We start from the raw sequence: 18,501 nt of genomic DNA, 5'->3' as shown, positions 1-18,501 counted from the left end.
TGCCCCGTCCCGCGCCGCCGCCACGCCCCAAACCGGCCCGGATGGGACCGGCCGACGTGCTGCGGGTAGGCGGCTCCGGCCTGCGTTCGCGGCCCATGCGGGTCTTCCTCTCGGCGCTCGGCATCGCCATCGGCATCGCGGCGATGGTCGGTGTGGTGGGCATCTCCACCTCCAGCAGCGAGGACCTGAACCGGCGCCTCGCCGCCCTCGGCACCAACCTCCTGACCGTCTCGCCGGGTCAGTCCTTCGCCGGTGATGCGGCCCATCTGCCCGACTCCTCCGTCGACATGATCGGCAACATCAAGGACGTCGAGTCGGTCTCCGCCATCGGCAAGACCAGCGCCAAGGTCTACCGCAACGACCACATCAAGAAGGAGGAGACCGGCGGCCTCAACGTCTATGCGGCCCGTACGGATCTGCCGGGGACCGCGGGCGCGGAGGTCGTCGACGGCCGCTGGCTGAACACCGCCAACCAGCGCTACCCGGCCGTCGTGCTCGGCCCCAAGGCCGCCGAACAGCTGGGCGTGTTCCGGGCCGGACCTGACACGAAGGTGTGGCTCGGCGGCCAGTGGTTCACCGTCGTGGGGATCCTCGCGCCCAACGAACTCGTCCCCGACCTGGACTCGGCCGCCTTGGTCGGCTGGCCCGTCGCGGAGAAGGAGCTGGACTTCGACGGCCACCCGACGACGGTCTACACCCGGGCCGAGGAATCCGCCGTGGGCGACGTCCAGTCCGTGCTCGGCGCCACCGCCAACCCGGAGAACCCCAGCGAGGCCAACGTCTCGCGCCCCTCGGACGTCCTGGAGGCGAAGGAGGCCACCGACGACACCCTCAGCGGCCTGCTGCTCGGCCTGGGCGCGGTCGCCCTGCTGGTCGGCGGGGTCGGCGTCGCCAACACCATGGTCATCTCGGTCCTTGAACGCCGCTCGGAGATCGGCCTGCGCCGCTCGCTCGGCGCCACCCGCGGCCAGATCCGTACGCAGTTCCTCTGCGAGGCCCTGCTGCTGTCGGCTCTCGGCGGCCTGGGCGGGGTCCTGCTCGGCATCGCCGTCACCTCCGGCTACTCCACTTACCAGGGCTGGCCCTCGGTGGTGCCGGTCTGGGCGATGGCGGGCGGCGTCGGCGCGACCCTGGTCATCGGCGGGCTCGCCGGGTTCTATCCCGCGGTCCGCGCGGCCCGGCTGCCTCCCACGGAGGCGCTTGCCACGACGTGACCCCATAACCGATCCCCAATGGACGCGGTGCCTTCGTCAGCCCAAATCCCCCGCGGGCGACGAGGGCATCGCTTTTGGGTGGTCGTTTCTCCCGGCACACACTTTCTTGGACAGCCTATTCCTCTCGTATTCTCGCCCCATGACTGAGCACTTGGGGAAAACCGAGCACGTGAGGAAAACCGAACACTTAGGGAAAGCCGACGAACGTTCCCTGTTCGACCTGCTCCAGGAGCAGCGCATCGGCACGCTCGTCACCCTCAAACGTGACGGCCGCCCGCAACTCTCCAACGTCGGCTACGCATACGACCCCGACGAACGCGTCATCCGCCTCATGGTCACCGACAGTCGCGCCAAGACCCGCAACCTGCGCCGCGATCCGCGCGCGAGTTTCCTCGTCACCGACGGTGCCGGATTCTCCTACATGATCGCCGAGGGTGACGCCGAACTGACACCGGTCGTGACCGATCCGCATGACGTGGTCGCCGACGAACTGGCCCTGGTCTTCAGGGGGTTCCAGGGCGAGCACCCGGACTGGGAGGGGTTCCGCGCCGCGATGGTGCGGGAGCGGCGCCTGGTGATACGGCTGCACGTCAAGCACGTGTACGGAGCCGCGGGGAAACGGGTCCTGGCGGGCAGCGGCCCCAAGGTGGCCATCAAGGGACCCGGCAGCGAGCCGGTCGCCGGCGGCCCCGGCCTGCAGCTCGGCACGGACGGCCCGCCGCCTCACCTGCGGTAGAGATCAGTCGCGAGCGCCACCGCGGCGTGCGTCATGGGGTGCGGGTCGTGCCGGCGCCAGATGAGATGCACGGCGATGGGCTCGGTGTCGCGCAGCGGGCGGAACACGACGCCGTCGCGGCGGTACTGGTTCGCGGTGCTCTCCGGGGTGAGGCCGACGCAGCGGCCCGACGCGATGATCGCCAGCCAGTCGTCGATGTCCTGGGTGTACTCCACCGGGGGGCGGGCCTCTTCGGGCCACAACTCGGCGGTGGTCGTGCCGGTGCGCCGGTCGATGAGGAGCGTACGGTCCCGTATGTCGGCCAGCGGGACGGAGCGCCGTCTGGCCCACGGGTCGTCGCTCGCCAGGGCGCAGAAGCGCCGCTCGTGACCGACGACGGCGCTGGCGAAACGCGACTCGTTGAAGGCGGTGCGCACCACGGAGAGGTCGCACAGACCCTCGGCCAGACCGCCGGTCGCGGAATTCGTCCGGATCAGCGACAGCTCGACGTCGGGGTGCCCGGCGGCCCAGCGGCGCTGGAACTCCGCCGTGTGACGGCCCATCGCCGACCATGCGTGGCCGATGCGCAGCCGGGTGTGTCCGGTGGTCGCCTCCCGGATCAGGTCGTCGGCCTCCGCGAGCACGTGCCGGGCCCGGGCGAGCACCTGAACTCCCGCGGTCGTGGGCGTGATGCTCCGGCTGGTGCGGTGCAGCAGGCGCACCCCGAGCACCTCCTCCAGGCCGCCGAGGGTGCGGGAGACGGCCGCCTGCGAGACGCCCAGCTCGGCGGCGGCGTCGGTGAAGCCGCCGGTGTCCACGATGGCGACCAGGCAGCGCAGATGCCGCAGTTCCAGATCCATGCCCGCAGTGTAGGGACGACAGGTGCGCATGCATAACCAGGCCGTATCGATAACCTGAGCGTATACATGGTGCCTCGCATGCATTTTTCGTATGCGTGAGAATGACGCATCCTGCGGTGCATGCGAACGTCTCAGAGTCAGGCCGTGCCCGCCGCGCCAGCCGCGCCAGCCGTGCCCGCTGTCGTCGAGGGCGTCCCGGAGCAGGTGATCGATCCGGCGGCCAGCTCGCGAGGTCGCCTCTCGGGCATGGCGATGATGTTCGGCAGCGGTCTGTCCAATCAAGTCGGCGCCGCGACCGGCGCGTTGGCGTTCGACGTCATCGGCCCCGCCGGTGTCGTGGCCGTACGGCAGTGGGTCGCGGGAGCGGTCCTGCTGGCGGTGGGCAGGCCGAAGGTGCGCGCCTTCACCTGGCGCCAGTGGTGCCCACTGCTCTGCCTCGCGGCGGTCTTCGCCACCATGAACCTCTCGCTCTACACCGCGATCGACCGCGTGGGCCTGGGTCTCGCGGTGACCCTGGAGTTCCTGGGTCCGCTGGTCGCGTTGGCCGCTTCGCGCCGTGCGGTGGACCTCGGGTGTGCGGTCATAGCGGGGGCTGCGGTGGTCGCACTGGCCCGCCCGCAGCCCAGCACGGACTACGTCGGCATCGGGCTCGGGCTGCTCGCAGCGGCCTGCTGGGCCTCCTACATCCTGCTCAACCGCACGGTCGGAGCCCGCCTCCCCGGCGTCGAGGGTTCGGCCACGGCGGCGGGGATCTCCGGGCTCCTCTATCTGCCGGTCGGCATCGTGGTGCTCGTCCACCACCCGCCGACGGCCGCCGCCCTGGCCTGCGCGGCCGCCGCCGGAATCCTCTCCTCCGCGGTCCCGTTCCTCTCCGACCTGCTCGCCCTGCGCCGGGTCGACGCCCGCTTCTTCGGCATCTTCATGAGCGTCAACCCGGTCCTCGCGGCACTGGTGGGCATGGCCGTCCTGGGGCAGTCCCTGGGCTGGGTGGAGTGGCTGGCGATCACGGCGATCGTGACGGCGAACGGGATCAGTGTCCTGAGGCGGTCCTGAGGCGGTCCTGAGGCGGTCCTGAGGCGCCACGGGCAGTCGCCGCCCTGCAGATGTAGATCAGCTTAACAATGCTGAAGAACTTGTTGCTTGTCCTTTCAGGTTGGCGACGGCATCGTTTCGTTCGGCGACAACTGCCGCCAGTGGCCCGCCAGGACAGGGAGATCAACAGTGAACGGCGTCCCCGGAAGAACGTGGGCAGTGGCAAGGGTGGGCGTGCTGGCCCTCCTCTGGGGATCGACCTTCCTGTGGATCGAACTGGCCCTGGAAGGCTTCTCTCCCGTGCAGGTCACGCTCCTGCGCTGCGCGCTCGGGGCGGCGACCCTGACGGTCCTGCTCTTCAGCACACGCAACCGCCTTCCACGGGGCGGCGCGACGTGGAAGCACATCTTCATCGCCGCCTTCTTCTGCAACGCCCTGCCCTTCGGGCTCTTCAGCGTCGGGCAGCAGACGGTCGACTCCGGCGTGGCCGGGGCGCTGAACGCGACGACTCCGCTGTGGTCCGTGCTGATCGGCCTCGGCATCGGCACGGAACGCGGGCTGCGCCCCGTCCGCCTGGCCGGACTCCTCCTGGGGTTCGCGGGTACGTCGCTGATCTTCGCCCCGTGGCAGCAGTCGGGGCTGACGAGCTGGGGCGCTCTCGCGATCGTGGGAGCGGCGGCCAGTTACGCCGTCGGCTTCACGTACATGGGGCACCATCTCGTCGGCAAGGGCATGCCCACCCTGTCCCTCTCCGCCGCCCAGCTCATGGCGGCGACGGGCCTGACGGCGCTGGCTCTGCCGGTGGGCGGCCTGGAGACGGTCCACGTGGCCCCTACGACCCTGATGGCCGTCACCATCCTGGGAGTCTTCGCGACCGGCATCACCTTCCACCTCACCTACCGGATCATCGCGGACGAGGGCGCGACGAACGCCGCGACGGTCGGGTACCTGCTGCCGGTGGTCTCCGTGGCACTCGGCGCCATCGTGCTGGACGAGCCCTTCAGCCTCCGGGTGGCAGCGGGGATGGCGGTCGTCCTCATCGGAGTGAGCATGACGCGCCGCCAGAAGCGGACTTCGGCCGCGCCGCCGGCGAAGATCCCGGAAGCCTCGAGTCAACTCGGCTGACGCGCGGCATCCGTGGGTACATTGCCCGCATGACTGATGCCGTGGACTCCGACGAACTCCTGCGCCGCATCCAGCGCGCCCGAGCCTGGGCCCAGCAGGAGGAACAGCACTGGAAGACCCAGTCCGACAAAGCGGAAGCGGAAAACCCGACCGAAGCCACGACGGCAAGAACCTCCGCAACCGCGTACGAGGCAGTCCGCAGGGTCCTGGACGAGATCATCGAACCGGGGATCAACGACGGCGACTAGAGCGCCGACTGATCTGTGCCAGAGCGCTAGATGCTGTCGACCGCGAGAGTAAGGGCAGCGACGAACAGGCTCAGCGTGGCGACGCAAAGACCGCCGAGGGCGATCTTGTCCGTGGTTGAAGAGCGTCGCCACCAAGAGCCATGCGGTATCTCGCCGGTAACGTTGAGGACGGCGCGGTTCGCCCACTCCACGACTCGGGAGTAGAGGAACTGCGAAACCAGCATCACGAGCAAGGCCACGGCTGCTGCGAGGTTCTCGCGGCCGCTGCCCCAGTGTCGCCAACTCTGCAATGACGCTGGATCGATGATCGCTGTGATCATGAACAGGACCGCTATCCACGGCAGAATGGAAAGCATTCCGAGGAGTGCGGCAGCAAGGTTTCCCAGAAGCGAGACCTCGGACCACCGTGAGCCACCCGTGCCTCGCAGGAACAGTTCGATTCGAGCAGCCTGCCCGTACACCCATGTCGCATCGTGCCCTGTGACCTGTACCTGCACGCGCTGCGTGTCTATGGTGAGGGTGACCTTGCGGCCGACGGCGGTGTCCTCGGCGGCCTGCATCAGGTTGTCCGAGGAATCCGCGTCGATCACCGCATGGGAATCGCGCAGCAAGTCGATCAATTCCGCCAAGGTGCCTGCCTGGTACCGGGTGCTGTCACATTGCGTTGAGACGGTCACGCCTGCTGACGGGATTCCTTCTGGAGCCAAACTGAAGAGCCGGTCCAGTTCACTGCGTCCGAGGCGGCACGCTTCGTAGATTCGATACACCTCTGTCTGCTGGCTCGGTCCTGCCATGACAGGAGCATGGGCCCGTACCTGCACGCTGACCAGAGCTTTCGCAACGCCCGCCGGCGTCAGCGCTCTGTCCGAATCCCGCCAGCATCTGTGCTCCCGGCACCGCACTGTTGAGGTTGCAAGGCAAGCAAGGGAATCAAGGCGCCAGGGAAGAAAAAGGAGATCGTCATGACCGTCTACGCCACCGTCGCCGGCCCGCTCGGTGAACTGCTGCTCGTGGGTGAGCCGACTCCGGGCGGGGTCTCGCTGACGTCGTTGTCCATGCCCGGGCAGAGGAACGCACCTGCGGTGAACGGCAGCTGGGTCCGTGACCCCGGCCGCTTCTCGGAGGTCGCGCGGCAGCTGTCCGCCTACTTTGGTGGCGAACTCACCACCTTCGACGTCGAGTTCACCCCGAGCGGCACCGACTTCCAGCGGCGCGTCTGGAGTGCCCTGGAGGGGATTCCGTATGGGACCACGACCACCTACGGCGAGCTCGCCCGGCGGATCGGTGTGGAGCGGGGGCGGGTCCAGGCCCTGGGTGCCGCCATCGGCGCGAATCCGCTGCTCCTGGTGCGCCCCTGTCACCGCGTGATCGGCGCGGACGGCTCCATGCGCGGCTACGCGGGCGGCGTGGAGCGCAAGGTCCAGCTCCTCACCCACGAGGGCGCCCTGCAACCCGCCCTCGTCTGAGCCTTTGTCCGACCCGCACGACCACGAAGGACCCCTTATCATGATCGACACCGATCACCCGGCAGCCGCCCGCGTCGGCGAACGCGTCGCGGCGCAGGACTGGGGCGCGCTGGCCGCCGAGCTCGACGAGCACGGTCACGCCCTGACCGGTCAGCTCCTGGACCCCGGCGCCTGCCGTGACATCGCCGCCCTGTACGACGACACCGACCGCTTCCGCAGCACCATCGACATGGCCCGTTACCGCTTCGGGTCGGGCCAGTACCGGTATTTCACCCACGAACTGCCCGACAGCGTAAGGGAGTTGCGTGAGGCGTTCTATCCCCGGCTGCTTCCCGTCGCCCGCGACTGGGCCGCCAGGCTCGGCAACCCCGCCCCCTGGCCCGACAGCCTGGGGGAGTGGGTGGAGATGTGTCACGCGGCCGGACAGGCCAAGTCCGCCCAGATCCTGCTCCGTTACGGCCCCGGCGACTGGAACGCCCTGCACCGCGACGTCTTCGGCGACATGCTCTTCCCGCTCCAGGTCGTCATCGGTCTCGACGCCCCGGGAGCCGATTTCACCGGCGGCGAGTTCCTCATGACCGAGCAGCGCCCCGCGCCCAGTCCCGCGGCTCGGCCACGACCCTGCCGCAGGGTCACGGCCTCATCTTCACGACTCGCGACCGGCCCGTGGCCTCCAGGCGCGGCTGGTCGACCGGGCCGATGCGGCACGGCGTGAGCACCGTCCGCTCCGGGCGCAGGCACACGCTCGGCCTGGTCTTCCACGACGCGTCGTGAGCCTGAGAAACCTGCTCCCGGCCGCCGACAGGCCGAGCCCCCGTACGTACAGACTGTGCGGGCCCGACGGAAAGCCGTACCCCAGCGACACACCCGGCACCCTGGGCGGACACCGTCGCGCACGCCTGTACGGCCGCCTCGACTGCCCCTCCGCGCTGCGGGCCGTCGCCCGCGGCCCGTACGCCACCCATCGGGTGTTCTTCCCCGACGAGGCCACCGCGATCGCGGCCGGATACCGTCCCTGTGCGGTCTGCCTGCCCGCTCAGTACGCTCGGTGGAAAGCAGACCCAGAAAGCACCGGCACATCATGAGCATCCTCAAGGACCGGGAAACGTCCGGCTCACCCCTCGTCAGCGCCACCGAGCTGGCCGCGCACACGGACCTCCCCGCGCCCGCCGCGGACACCGAGGCCGAACTCGCCTCCCTCATCGGCCTGTTGGCCCGGCCCAAGGCGCGGATCGAGACCGTCACGGTGGGCCACAGCCGCGACCCGGCATCCCGCGCTGCCGCAGAAGCCCTCGCCGTCGCGTGGACGGCCCGCGGCGGCACCATCCTCACCACGGTGAGCTGGCCGGAGGCCGCCGCGTCCTGGCTGCGCCCCGCGCACCGGCTGACCGCGGAGCTCCCCGACGCCTGGGTGATGGCCGCCGCGCCCGTCGGGTTCGCCCAGCTGGCCCGGCGCCTGCGCCACTCCACCGACTGGGACCCGGCCCGCACCTACGCCTTCGCCTCCCTGCGGGACTCCCGCGTCCCCGCGCTCGCCGGGGACGACGTACTGCACGGCCTGCGCGGCGCCACCCCTGACGGCGACACCTGGGACGTACGCCACCGCTGGGTCACCACCCACCTGTCCGCGGGGGTGACCTCGTGAGCGCCCTGATCCCCAGGCCCCCGCGGGAGATCGCCCCCGGCGCGGTTCACGTGCCGGAGTGGCTCACCCTGGACGAGCAGCGCCGCCTCGTCACGGCGTGCCGCGACTGGGCCACCGGACCGGTGCCGATCCGCCACACCCAGCTGCCGCGCGGCGGGGTCATGTCCGTGCAGACGGTGTGCGTCGGCTGGCACTGGCAGCCGTACCGGTACACGCGGGACGCCGGTGACGTGAACGGCCGGCGCGTCGCCGCGTTCCCGGACTGGATGGTCGAACTCGGCCGCCGGGCGCTCACGGCGGCGTACGCAGACGCGTCGGCCGCGGCCGATTACACACCCGACACCGCGCTGATCAACTTCTATGACGGGCAGGCCAAAATGGGCATGCACCAGGACAAGGACGAGCGGTCCACGGCCCCGGTGGTGTCCCTGTCCATCGGCGACACCTGCGTGTTCCGCGTGGGCAACACGCAGACCCGGACCAAGCCCTACACCGACGTCGAACTGGCCTCGGGCGACCTGTTCGTCTTCGGCGGCCCCTCGCGCCACATCTTCCACGGCGTGCCCAAGGTCCACGAGGGCACCGCGGACCCCGCCACCGGCCTGGCGTCGGGCCGCCTGAACATCACGATGCGGGTCACCGGTCTCACCGGCTGACCGGGCGGCCCGGGCCATTCGCCTACTCGAAGCGCGAGGTGTCGCCCGCCCCTCGGCGCACGATCTGCGCCTCGCCGTCGGAGAAGTCGATGACCGTGGTCGGGCTCGTGCCGCAGTCGCCGGAGTCGACCACCGCGTCCACCACGTGGTCGAGGCGTTCCTTGATCTCCCAGCCCTGGGTCAGCGGCTCCTCCTCGTCGGGCAGGAGCAGCGTGCTGGAGAGCAGCGGCTCACCGAGCTCGGTGAGCAGGGCCTGGGTGACGACGTGGTCCGGAATCCGGACGCCGACCGTCTTCTTCTTCGGGTGCAGGAGCTGGCGCGGCACTTCCTTCGTCGCGGGCAGGATGAAGGTGTAGCTGCCCGGCGTGGCCGCCTTGATCGCCCGGAACACGTCGTTGTCGACGTGCACGAACTGACCCAGCTGCGCGAAGTTCTGGCACACCAGGGTGAAGTGGTGGCGATCGTCGAGGTTCCGGATCTTGCGGATCCGGTCCAGGCCGTCGCGGTTGCCCAGCTGGCAGCCGAGCGCGAAACAGGAGTCCGTCGGATACGCGATCAGCGCACCGGAGCGGATGCTGTCGGCCACGGTGCTGATGCTGCGCGGCTGGGGGTTGTCGGGGTGCACGTCAAAATACTTCGCCATCCGCCGAGCCTACGGGATTGCCCCAGCAGCCCCCGGTTCCACAGCGGCCTCACGGGTACGTCCGAGGTGCCACACGTCGCTGCGTCAGTCGTCGTCGACGACCGTGATCAGCGCGAGCGTGATGTTGTCGGGGCCGCCGGCGTCGATGGCGGCCTTCCACAGCTCGAAGACCGCGCGGCCTCCGTCGTGGGCCGCGAGCAGCTCGGCCAGGGTCTCCTCGGGCACGGGGTCGGTCAGGCCGTCGGAACACACCAGGAAACGTTCACCCCCGACGAGCGGCACGGTGCTGACGTGCGGGGTGATCGCGCTGAACCGGAGGGCGCCGCCGAGCGCCTGCGTGACGATCGACGTGGTGCGCCGGCCGGGCGCGGGCGGCGGGCTGTCGTCGACGCTCACCTGGCGCAGCGTGCCGTTCGCGCCGCTGCCGCTGCCGCTCACGTCGAGCACCCTGCTGTCGCCGACGTTGAACACGAGGAGTTCTTGCCCCAAGAGCACGACGCCCGCGACCGTCGTCCCCATCGTCGTCAGCTCCGGGTCGCGTTCGGCGGCCTCGTACACGGCGTGATTGCAGGCGTTCAGCGCGTCGCGCACAGCCTCCTCGCTGTCCAGCAAGGCCCCGAGCGCCGCAAGCCGCCGTACGACGAGGCCGCTGGCCACCTCGCCGCCCGGCTGACCGCCGATGCCGTCGGCGACCGCGACGACGAGGGGGTTGCCGAGCGGGAACCCCAAGGTCTGCGGGTTCTCGGTCGTCGTCCCGCACAGCGTCCAGGGGCCGACGGCCAGACTGTCCTCGTTGTGGTCGCGTACGAGACCGGGGTGGCTCAGTGCGGTGACTGTGATGTAGGGCATCCGTGGGTCGCCTCTCCGCAGCGGCTGGCGTGTTCCGCAAGACCATTGTCGCGCCGTGCGCCGCTCCCGGCTCAGTGGCGGACCGTGGGCGCCCCCTGCCCGGCGGTGACCGTGCGTGCCATGGTGGGGGAGTCGGCTGGTCTGGACCAGTCTCCGGTCTCGGTGAGGTCAGGTTGAGGTCAGGTTGAGGTCATGGTGAGGCCTCGGTGAGGAGCATAGGCATGCGCGGCACAACGGTCTTGCCCGGCGAGGGGAACAGCGGCTTACCCGGCGAGGAGGGCATGCCGACGCATCGCCTGGAAGTGCCCATGCCCAACGCGCTGCCGTTCGCCATCGGCACCTTCGACACCATCGGTCCGATGTCGCGGGCGTCGTTCCCGCACCGGCACACCTTCCACGAGATCGTGCACGTCACCGGCGGCACCGGCGAGCACGTCGTCGACCTGACCCGCTTCGCCCTGCGGCCGCCCCACCTGTGCTTCATCGCCCCCGGCCAGGTCCACCACTGGGAGAACGCCACCGGCCTGGAGGGAAGCGTCATCCTCTTCACCGAGGACTTCCTCCTGGACCACTCCGCCGACCGCCACGCGCTGCGCGGGCTGGGGCAGCGCTCGCGGGTCGACCTCCCCGACGAGGAGGCCGACCGGACCGCGCGCCTCGTCGCCGACCTCGACGGTGAGTACCGTGCGGGCGCCGACGGATTCCAGGGCGTGCTGCAGGCCCTGTTGCACGTCCTGGTGGTGCGGGCGGCACGGCTGCCCGCACGCCGGTCAGCCGAGGTCCCGCCCGAACCCCGCACCGGGCCCGGGTCCGTGGCCGCGCGGTTCCTGAACCTGCTCGGCAGCCAGGAGGGCCCCCTGCGGTCCGTGCGCGCGTGCGCACGGCAGCTGGGCGTCTCCGAGGGCTACCTCAGCGAGGCGGTCAAGGCATCCACCGGTCGCACGCCCGGCGAGCTGATCCGGCAGGCGCGTGTGCACGAGGCCAAACGCCTGCTGCTGCGCACGGAGTTGTCGGTCCGTCAGGTCGCGGCCCGGGTCGGCTTCGGTGACCCCGCCTACTTCTGTCGCTTCTTCCGCCGCGAGACCGGCGCGAGCCCCGGGGACTTCCGGCGCGGCGACGGCGATATTCACCACGACCACCGACTTGAGTCCATCGCCCGGGCCCTGCCGCCCGCATAGCTTCGGAGCCGATCCGGAACCCACCCCACCCCCTTCAGGAGGAGCGATGGAGCGCGAGATCGGCACGACAGAGAACGGCATGCCTGACGACGACGGAGCAGGCCCGGCCACGGAGCGGCGCGAGGGCGGCGGCCCCAGCCGCAAGACCGTCCTGAAAGCGGCCGCCGCAGTGGGCATGGCCCTGCCGGTGGCCCTGATGGGGGTCCCCGCCCTGGCCAGGACGGCGGGCGAACGCGGGGTGGCGCCGGAGGCGACCCCGGCCTGCGACGACGGCGACGACCCGACGCCCCCGCAGATGGAGGGGCCCTACTTCAAACCCAACTCGCCCCGGCGCACCTCGCTCCTCCAGCCCGGCACCCCGGGTGTGCGGCTCACCGTCACCGGTTACGTCTTCGGGAGCGCCTGCCGGCCCATACCCAGGGTCCTGCTGGACTTCTGGCAGGCCGACACCTACGGGACGTACGACAACACGGGGTTCCGCTTTCGGGGCCACCAATTCACCGACGCGAGCGGCGCGTTCAGGCTCACCACGATCGTGCCCGGCCTCTACCCGGGCCGCACCCGGCACCTGCACGTCAAGGCGCAGGCCCCGGGCCGCCCGGTCCTCACGACCCAGCTGTACTTCCCCGGCGAACCGCGCAACAACACCGATCCGATCTTCGACGCGCGGCTGCTCATGAACGTACGCACCGTCGGCAACGCGAAGGAGGCGGACTTCGACTTCGTCCTGAACGTGCCCCAGTAGCCCTGGGAGCCCTGGGCGTCGTGGGGCGTCGTACAACCTTTGGTGGACGTGGGGGGTCAAGTGTTCGGCCGGCGTGAACCGGCGGTGACATCTGCCGGGCAGCCACCCCACCGCACTCTGAACCAAGGGAACCTGTATGTCGCGAGCCAAACAGCACGCCGTCGGTCGTCGTGCCCGTCGCACCCTGCCCCTGATGGCCGCCTCCCTGCTCGTGGGCAGCGGCCTCTCGGCCCTGGCCATCGGGCAGGGCAGCGCCTGGGCGGCCACGCCGGACGCAGGTGCCGGCCGTGCCGGTGCCGCCGCCGCGAAGGTGACGGACGACCTCAACGGCGACGGCTACGCCGACCTCGTCGTCGGCGCCCCGGGCGCCACCGTCTCCGGCAAGGCCAAGGCCGGGTATGTCGTCGTGACCTACGGCTCCAAGGAGGGTCTCGACCCCGCCAACAAGAAGATCATCAGCCGCTCCAGCAGCGGCGTGCCCGGCGCGGCCACCGCCAAGCAGGAGTTCGGCAGGCACGTCACCAAGGCCGACCTGGACCAGGACGGGTACGCGGACCTGGTCGTCGGCACCGGTGTCGCCGGCGGAGGCTCGGTGATCCTGTGGGGCTCAGCGAGCGGTCCGACCGGCGGCACCGCCGTCAACACCTTCGGATTCGCCCCGCAGGCCGGGGACTTCGACGGGGACGGCACCACCGACCTGGCGCTGTTCGACCTGGTGGCCTATCACGGCGACGACCCGGTGGAGCAGAAGGCGCGTCTGTGGAAGGGGCCCATCGCGCGCACGGGCGCCCCGGCCGCCACCCTCGACTTCATGGACAAGTCGGAGTGGTGGAGTTATGAGAGCGAGGAGCGCCCCTATCCGGGCTGTCGCGAGAAGCCCGAGATCTGCGTCGACGGACCGCTCTCCGTCCAGGGTCCGGTGATCCCGAGGGCCGTCGGTGACATCAACGGCGACGGCCGCTCCGACATCGCCATCAACGACTACACGGGCGACGGCAGTTGGACGAACAGCATCCTGTACGGCAGCCCCACCGGCTTCAAGCGCGGCGAGGCGGCGGGGGCCAGGGGGCAGCTCGGCATCGGTGACATCAACGGCGACCGCTACGACGACCTCGTCGTCGGCGAAAGCGAGTATGACGAAACCGAGGCCCCGGTCATGGTCGCCTACGGCTCGGCGGACGGCCTGAAGCCGGAGGTCCAGAAGTTCGACCAGAGCCTGCCCGGCATCCCCGGCGCCGAGGAGGAGGGCGACCGCTTCGGCAGCTCCGTCTCTGTGGGCGACGTGACGGGTGACGGCTTCGCGGACATCGCGATCGGCGTCGCGGGCGAGGACGTCAAGACGGTCGGCGACGCGGGCGCCGTAGTCCTGGTGCACGGGAGCGCGAACGGCGTGACCGGCACCGGCGCCCAGGCCTTCCACCAGGACACCGCGGGCATCCCCGGGGTCGCCGAAGCCGACGACCAGTTCGGTGCGGCCACGGCGCTGCTCGACGTCACGGGCGACGGACACCGCGACCTCGCGGTGTCCTCCACACGGGAGAACGCCCAAGCGGGCGCGATCTGGTCGCTGCGCGGCACGTCCACCGGCCTGACCGCCACGGACTCCGTCGCGTTCGGCCCCAAGGACGTCGGTGCCCCGGACGCCGCGGCACTCTTCGGCACCACCCTGCGCTAGACGCGGAGCGGCACAAGTACGGGCCCGCGCACGAGGAGTGACTGTTTGTCACCCTCGTACGCGGGCCCGTCCCGTCCGTCGCTCGCCCTGTCAGTCGCCTCCGCCTCCGCCGCCCCCGCAGCCGGAGTCCCCGTGATCGGAGCCCGACTCGCGTTCCAGGGCGTTGCCCAGGCGGATCATGGCCCGGCCAAGGCCGGACGGGACGAACTGCGCTTCCGTGACGGCGCGTCGGACCGTGCCCTTCGGGAGAACCTCGGGTCCGAAGAACACGTGGTCGGGGAGGGCCCCCTCCTCCTCGGCCGCCTGGAGCCGCTGCCTGCCGACCCGGGTCAGCTGGTGCCGGGACCTGGTCACCAGGCCCCACTCCGCGAGCCGGTCGCCGATCTCCTCCACCTCCGGGCACTCGCGCAACTCCGCGCACACCGCGGCAGAGCTCCGGCTGTCGGGGCACGCCGCCAGCAGGGCGCGCTCGACCGGATGCCGGGGTATCTCCTCGCCAACGGCGCACACCCGTGACGCCCTGAGCCTGAGCAACCCACGCTCGGCGAGCCCGATCACCGCGCACTCCACCACGCGTCGCGGCCCACCCGCCAGATAGGCGATGTCGTACGCACCAAGGGCCCGTCGTGCTGCCGCCGCCGTCGTGGCCCGCCTGAAGTACACCCGCATGCCCCCACCCCCTTCGGACACCCCGTCTTTCGCGTGTGGTGCCCGACGCCGGGAGCGCGCACCCCTCGCGTGCGCCCCTTCAGAGCAAAACTTGAGGGTCCGGGCATCACCCGTCTCCCTTGACAGCAACCGCCCCACGGCGATGGCCTTGAGCCCTGCCGCGCGGTGACGCGGCGGCCACGGAACCGGGCACGGGGCACAGGGGGAGAGGGCCATGCTGCGGGTGCACTTCACGGCCGAGGACCTGTCGCGGGTACGGGTCGCGTCGGGGCCGGACTTCCTCTGGGAGATCAGCAACAGCGTCCAGACGCTCCAACGGCGTGACGGAGCGCGGGTGTTCGGGGAGTGGCGCCGCTGGGCGAGGCCTCGCCTCTCGGACAGTTGCCGTCTCCTGTCGCCCCTCCTGCCGCCGCACGGCTGCTCCCCGGACTTCCTCACCCCCACCCATGGAGAGGGCGAGACGCTTCAGGCGGCGGTCGACACCCTCGTGCGCACTCCTCGGCCGCGCCTGCGCACCGATCTGACGCGCGTGGCCGCCTCGCGTCGGCTGCCGGGCTGGACGGAGTCGCTCGCGCAAGGAGATGCCGCCGCCTTACGGCAGTTGGGGCAAGCGCTGCACACGTACCACCTGGAGGCGCTCGCGCCGTTCTGGCCCCGCATCCACGCCCAGATCGACGCCGACCGCATCATCCGTCTGCACAGCCTCCTGGACGGCGGGACCGACGGCCTGCTGGCAGGCCTCGGGCCGCAACTGCGTTGGAACTCAAGGGTGTTGGAGGTCGACTATCCGGTGGACCAGGAGCTGCGCCTCGACGGCCGGGGCATCACCCTGCAGCCCTCGTTCTTCTGCTGGCCCACGCCCGTCACGCTCGCCGACGGCCAACTGCCGCCCGTCCTGGTGTATCCCATCGACCACGCGATGGACTGGACCCACCCCACACCCGCCGACCGCACGGACGACGGCGCCCTCGGGCCGCTCGTCGGGCACACGCGCGCCGCTGTCCTCAGGGCGGCGTGCACCGGCTCCTCCACGGTCGAGCTCGCACGCTTGCTGGCGGTCACGCACCCGGCGATAAGCCAGCACGTCAAGGTGCTGCGCGCGGCAGGCCTGCTGACCACCGTCCGCAGGGCGGGACGGTCCCTCCATGTCGCCACCGCGGAGGGGCGCGCGCTGCTGCGCAGTTGCGGGTCGTAAGTCTGGGCTTTCATCGATTGCGTGTGGCATGGGCATGCAAGGAAGCTGACCGAGCAGTTGCCCACGCATCCCCCCACCGCGTCGCGTCCCGACATCCCGCCCTGCGCTCGTTCAACGCGCGTCCACGTGTGAACTTCCGGGCACGGCACGCCAGGACGCCTCGACGATCCGATGAAGGAGTGGCGTTGCGCACGACTCGTACCCTCCCCCTCACCCGCCGCGCGGCCATGGTTGCCTCGCTCGCCCTGGCCGGCACCCTCTGCGCCGTGCCCGGCATGGCGCAGGCCGCCGCGTCCCCCGCGTCCCCCGCGTCCCCCGCGTCCCCCACGGCGCCCGCGGCCTCCTCCGGGCACGGCCTGAAGTGGTTCCAGGAACGCCACGGCCTGCCCCGCACCGGCTCGGTCGACGGCGCGACCGCCAGAGCCCTGCGGCAGGCGCCCGACGCCGAACTGCGCCGCACGTTCCGGACGGCGGCCGACCTCGGCCCCGAGGAACTCGCCAACGCACGCACCGTCATCGGTGTCGGCAAGGGGGCGCAGATCCCCGAACAGGGCCTGGTCATCGCCCTGATGACCGCCATGCAGGAATCGAAGTTCGTCAACTACCTGACGCCGGTCGACCACGACTCCCTGGGAATCTTCCAGCAGCGTCCGAGCACCGGCTGGGGCACCCCGGAGCAGATCACCGATGTCGCCACCTCGTCCAAGTCCTTCTACGGAGTGGCCCCCTTCGGCAGCAACCCGGGCCTGATCCAGATCGACGGCTGGCAGACGATGCCCCCGGGTGACGTCTGCCAGGCGGTCCAGGTCTCCGCCTACCCCGACCGCTACGCGCAGTGGGAGCAGTTCGCCCGCGATCTGCTGGCCCAGGAAGGGCCCACGGTCCCGCCGATCCCGTGACCCGCACGCCTGCGTGCCCACTGCCCCCGCTCAACCCCTCACTTCCCCTCACGTCCCCTCACGCCAGGAGTCCGTATGCGCAAGAGACTTGTCTCCACAGCGATCGCCGTCGCCGCCGTCGGCGCGCTCGTCACCCCGGCCGCCGCCCAGGCCGACCCCGCGCACCCGCACAGCGTGTCCGTCCTCGCCGAAGGCTCCAGGGCCGGGACCGCGGTCGTCAGCGGACAGAACGAGCCCGGCACCCGGCTGAGCATCGGCGGTGCGCGGACCAGGAGCGCACACACGCTCCCGGTCGACTACCAGGTCCAGGAGACCGGCTACTGGTGCGGCCCCGCCGCCACCCGCATCGCCCTGTCCGCGCGGATCGCCCCGCCGAGCCAGGGCGCCCTGGCGGCCCAGCTCGGCACCACCGAGGCAGGCACCGATCACATCAGTCAGGTGACGGGCGTGCTCAACGCCAACCTCGGCACCGGCTGGTACGAGACCAAGGAGATGCCGAACGACCCGCCCACCCAGGCCCAGAAGGACCTGCTGTGGAACGACATCGTCCTGGACATCGACAACAACTACCCGCTGGTGACCAACATCGTGGCCCCGCCCGGCAATCAGCCGCCCGGCTACCCGTCGGACCAGACGATCTACCACTACTTCACCGTCATCGGCTACGACGACGCGAACCGCACCGTCCTGATCGCCGACCCCGCGTCCTTCGGCGGCAACCAGATCTACTGGCTCTCCTTCGACCAGCTCGCCACCCTCATCCCGCCGAAGGGGTACGCCGCCTGATCCGGGAGCCGAGTGCCGCGAAGCGGCGACTGTGGGCGGCGCCACCGACACATGCGCCACCCACAGCCCGCTCGGTCGCCGTCTCGGGGGTGGCGGCGACAGCCTCAGCGGCACCGACTCCGCTGAGGCCGAACAGGAAGCAGGGTCCAGGCGGTCCTGCCGACCTCAGGCACACGGACGGTCACGACGAGCTACCTATTGCTTCCGTCGCGACCGGGCACTTGGATGCACCATCGACCAAGATTCTTCAGCAGCCCTCCTGGGCGTCCTCCAGACGAAGGCGCAGACTGTGGATGCCGCGCCGGGCGTGGCTCTTCACCGTGCCCAGGGGCCACCCGGTGTGCTGCGCGATCTGCGGATGGGTCAGGTCCTCGTAGAACGACAGGCGCAACACCGTCCGCTGCGGCCCCGGGAGCCTTGCCAACTCCTGTGCCAGCAGCGTCCGTTCGACCGTCGAGTCCATGCCCTCGTGGGCGCCGTGATCCATCGTGGCGAACTGCGCCACCGCGCCCTCGACGAGTGCCGCCCGCCGGGTGCGCGCGCTGAGCGCGTCCGCGATCCTGTGCCGGGCGATGCCGGTCAACCAGGCGCCCAGACCGCCGAGTTCGGGTCGGTAGCCGTCCCGGCCGCGCCATGCGGCGAAGAACACCTGCTGGGTGACGTCCTCCGCCTCGCGGCTGTCGCCGAGCGCGCGTTGAGCGAGGGAGTGCACCAGCGGCCCCCACCGGCGGTACACCGCCGCGAGACTCGCCTCGTCCCCACCGGCGAGACCTCGGGCCAGGTCTGTGGTCCGCTCCCTGACGGGGGCTCGCACGGGCTGTGGCGCCAGTGTGCTCATCGGCGTGTCGTCAGCTCCTTCCGGCGATCGCAATCGCCGTACGAACGAACGTAATCGGGCAGT

The 18,501-nt window shown here is 70.7% G+C and carries 20 protein-coding genes and 2 pseudogenes; 16 read left to right on the top strand and 6 right to left on the bottom strand.

Annotated elements, in window-relative coordinates; genetic code table 11:
- Positions 1 to 41 precede the first annotated feature (41 nt).
- Together AB0I66_RS03850 and AB0I66_RS03845 are read left to right on the top strand one after the other, a co-directional pair.
- Positions 42 to 1,214: an ABC transporter permease gene (locus AB0I66_RS03850; protein WP_363206674.1), complete on the top strand. Its 1,173-nt coding sequence runs from the start codon at positions 42 to 44 to the stop codon at positions 1,212 to 1,214.
- Between the two features lie 139 nt (positions 1,215 to 1,353).
- Positions 1,354 to 1,821: pseudogene (locus tag AB0I66_RS03845) on the top strand (PPOX class F420-dependent oxidoreductase); the annotation flags it as partial.
- A 116-nt stretch (positions 1,822 to 1,937) separates the two neighbouring features.
- Here AB0I66_RS03845 and AB0I66_RS03840 read toward each other — a convergent pair.
- Positions 1,938 to 2,789 carry a LysR family transcriptional regulator gene (locus tag AB0I66_RS03840; protein ID WP_363206059.1) on the bottom strand — a complete coding sequence of 284 codons (852 nt, stop codon included), beginning with the start codon at positions 2,787 to 2,789 and terminating at the stop codon, positions 1,938 to 1,940.
- Between the two features lie 246 nt (positions 2,790 to 3,035).
- On the opposite strand from AB0I66_RS03840, the gene AB0I66_RS03835 reads away from it, so the two are divergent.
- The 3 genes from AB0I66_RS03835 to AB0I66_RS03825 all read left to right on the top strand — a co-directional run bounded on the left by AB0I66_RS03835 (position 3,036) and on the right by AB0I66_RS03825 (position 5,194).
- Positions 3,036 to 3,842 carry an EamA family transporter gene (locus AB0I66_RS03835; RefSeq protein WP_363206673.1) on the top strand — a complete coding sequence of 269 codons (807 nt, stop codon included), beginning with the start codon at positions 3,036 to 3,038 and terminating at the stop codon, positions 3,840 to 3,842.
- A gap of 198 nt (positions 3,843 to 4,040) precedes the next feature.
- The gene (locus tag AB0I66_RS03830) at positions 4,041 to 4,946 is read left to right on the top strand and encodes a DMT family transporter (RefSeq protein ID WP_363206058.1); all 906 of its coding nucleotides are present in this window, start codon (positions 4,041 to 4,043) and stop codon (positions 4,944 to 4,946) included.
- A 29-nt stretch (positions 4,947 to 4,975) separates the two neighbouring features.
- Positions 4,976 to 5,194 carry a hypothetical protein gene (locus tag AB0I66_RS03825; RefSeq protein ID WP_363206057.1) on the top strand — a complete coding sequence of 73 codons (219 nt, stop codon included), beginning with the start codon at positions 4,976 to 4,978 and terminating at the stop codon, positions 5,192 to 5,194.
- Positions 5,195 to 5,220: 26 nt separating this feature from the next.
- On the opposite strand, the gene AB0I66_RS03820 is transcribed toward AB0I66_RS03825, so the two are convergent.
- The gene (locus tag AB0I66_RS03820) at positions 5,221 to 5,988 is read right to left on the bottom strand and encodes a hypothetical protein (protein WP_363206056.1); all 768 of its coding nucleotides are present in this window, start codon (positions 5,986 to 5,988) and stop codon (positions 5,221 to 5,223) included.
- Positions 5,989 to 6,156: 168 nt separating this feature from the next.
- Here AB0I66_RS03820 and AB0I66_RS03815 point away from each other — a divergent pair, with 168 nt between their 5' ends.
- The 5 genes and pseudogenes from AB0I66_RS03815 to AB0I66_RS03795 all read left to right on the top strand — a co-directional run bounded on the left by AB0I66_RS03815 (position 6,157) and on the right by AB0I66_RS03795 (position 8,961).
- Entirely contained in the window at positions 6,157 to 6,660 is a 504-nt protein-coding gene (locus tag AB0I66_RS03815) for a methylated-DNA--[protein]-cysteine S-methyltransferase (protein ID WP_363206055.1), read from the top strand.
- A 40-nt stretch (positions 6,661 to 6,700) separates the two neighbouring features.
- Positions 6,701 to 7,434, top strand: a pseudogene (locus AB0I66_RS03810) (2OG-Fe(II) oxygenase).
- The gene (locus tag AB0I66_RS03805) at positions 7,431 to 7,745 is read left to right on the top strand and encodes an Ada metal-binding domain-containing protein (RefSeq protein WP_363206054.1); all 315 of its coding nucleotides are present in this window, start codon (positions 7,431 to 7,433) and stop codon (positions 7,743 to 7,745) included. The pseudogene AB0I66_RS03810 and the gene AB0I66_RS03805 overlap by 4 nt, the downstream one beginning before the upstream one ends.
- The gene (locus tag AB0I66_RS03800) at positions 7,742 to 8,305 is read left to right on the top strand and encodes a hypothetical protein (protein ID WP_363206053.1); all 564 of its coding nucleotides are present in this window, start codon (positions 7,742 to 7,744) and stop codon (positions 8,303 to 8,305) included. Before AB0I66_RS03805 ends, AB0I66_RS03800 begins: the two co-directional genes overlap by 4 nt.
- Positions 8,302 to 8,961: an alpha-ketoglutarate-dependent dioxygenase AlkB gene (locus AB0I66_RS03795; RefSeq protein ID WP_363206052.1), complete on the top strand. Its 660-nt coding sequence runs from the start codon at positions 8,302 to 8,304 to the stop codon at positions 8,959 to 8,961. The genes AB0I66_RS03800 and AB0I66_RS03795 overlap by 4 nt, the downstream gene beginning before the upstream one ends.
- Before the next feature lie 22 nt (positions 8,962 to 8,983).
- Here AB0I66_RS03795 and AB0I66_RS03790 read toward each other — a convergent pair whose 3' ends face one another.
- Together AB0I66_RS03790 and AB0I66_RS03785 are read right to left on the bottom strand one after the other, a co-directional pair.
- Positions 8,984 to 9,604: an L-threonylcarbamoyladenylate synthase gene (locus AB0I66_RS03790; RefSeq protein ID WP_363206051.1), complete on the bottom strand. Its 621-nt coding sequence runs from the start codon at positions 9,602 to 9,604 to the stop codon at positions 8,984 to 8,986.
- Positions 9,605 to 9,688: 84 nt separating this feature from the next.
- Positions 9,689 to 10,453, bottom strand: coding sequence for a protein phosphatase 2C domain-containing protein (locus AB0I66_RS03785; protein ID WP_363206050.1), 765 nt, complete (start codon positions 10,451 to 10,453; stop codon positions 9,689 to 9,691).
- A gap of 221 nt (positions 10,454 to 10,674) precedes the next feature.
- On the opposite strand from AB0I66_RS03785, the gene AB0I66_RS03780 reads away from it, so the two are divergent.
- The 3 genes from AB0I66_RS03780 (at position 10,675) to AB0I66_RS03770 (ending at position 14,051) form a co-directional block, all read left to right on the top strand.
- Positions 10,675 to 11,631: an AraC family transcriptional regulator gene (locus tag AB0I66_RS03780; RefSeq protein WP_363206049.1), complete on the top strand. Its 957-nt coding sequence runs from the start codon at positions 10,675 to 10,677 to the stop codon at positions 11,629 to 11,631.
- Between the two features lie 79 nt (positions 11,632 to 11,710).
- The gene (locus tag AB0I66_RS03775; RefSeq protein ID WP_363206672.1) at positions 11,711 to 12,376 is read left to right on the top strand and encodes a dioxygenase; all 666 of its coding nucleotides are present in this window, start codon (positions 11,711 to 11,713) and stop codon (positions 12,374 to 12,376) included.
- Positions 12,377 to 12,512: 136 nt separating this feature from the next.
- Positions 12,513 to 14,051 (top strand): FG-GAP-like repeat-containing protein, encoded by a 1,539-nt coding sequence (locus AB0I66_RS03770; RefSeq protein ID WP_363206048.1) that lies wholly within the window; start codon positions 12,513 to 12,515, stop codon positions 14,049 to 14,051.
- Positions 14,052 to 14,141: 90 nt separating this feature from the next.
- On the opposite strand, the gene AB0I66_RS03765 is transcribed toward AB0I66_RS03770, so the two are convergent.
- A complete protein-coding gene (locus AB0I66_RS03765; RefSeq protein ID WP_363206047.1) occupies positions 14,142 to 14,720 on the bottom strand; it encodes a TIGR04222 domain-containing membrane protein in 579 nt (192 codons plus the stop codon).
- A gap of 214 nt (positions 14,721 to 14,934) precedes the next feature.
- Between AB0I66_RS03765 and AB0I66_RS03760 the strand changes: the two genes are divergently transcribed.
- From AB0I66_RS03760 to AB0I66_RS03750, 3 genes are all read left to right on the top strand, one after another.
- Positions 14,935 to 15,915 carry a winged helix-turn-helix domain-containing protein gene (locus AB0I66_RS03760; protein ID WP_363206046.1) on the top strand — a complete coding sequence of 327 codons (981 nt, stop codon included), beginning with the start codon at positions 14,935 to 14,937 and terminating at the stop codon, positions 15,913 to 15,915.
- Positions 15,916 to 16,100: 185 nt separating this feature from the next.
- The gene (locus AB0I66_RS03755; protein ID WP_363206045.1) at positions 16,101 to 16,814 is read left to right on the top strand and encodes a peptidoglycan-binding protein; all 714 of its coding nucleotides are present in this window, start codon (positions 16,101 to 16,103) and stop codon (positions 16,812 to 16,814) included.
- A 75-nt stretch (positions 16,815 to 16,889) separates the two neighbouring features.
- A complete protein-coding gene (locus AB0I66_RS03750; RefSeq protein WP_363206044.1) occupies positions 16,890 to 17,600 on the top strand; it encodes a C39 family peptidase in 711 nt (236 codons plus the stop codon).
- A 247-nt stretch (positions 17,601 to 17,847) separates the two neighbouring features.
- Here AB0I66_RS03750 and AB0I66_RS03745 read toward each other — a convergent pair whose 3' ends face one another.
- Entirely contained in the window at positions 17,848 to 18,438 is a 591-nt protein-coding gene (locus AB0I66_RS03745; RefSeq protein WP_363206043.1) for a sigma-70 family RNA polymerase sigma factor, read from the bottom strand.
- Positions 18,439 to 18,501: the final 63 nt, after the last annotated feature.

Source organism: Streptomyces sp. NPDC050439 (assembly GCF_040655335.1).
Classification (GTDB): domain Bacteria; phylum Actinomycetota; class Actinomycetes; order Streptomycetales; family Streptomycetaceae; genus Streptomyces.
This window is presented reverse-complemented; position numbering and strand designations above follow the sequence as displayed.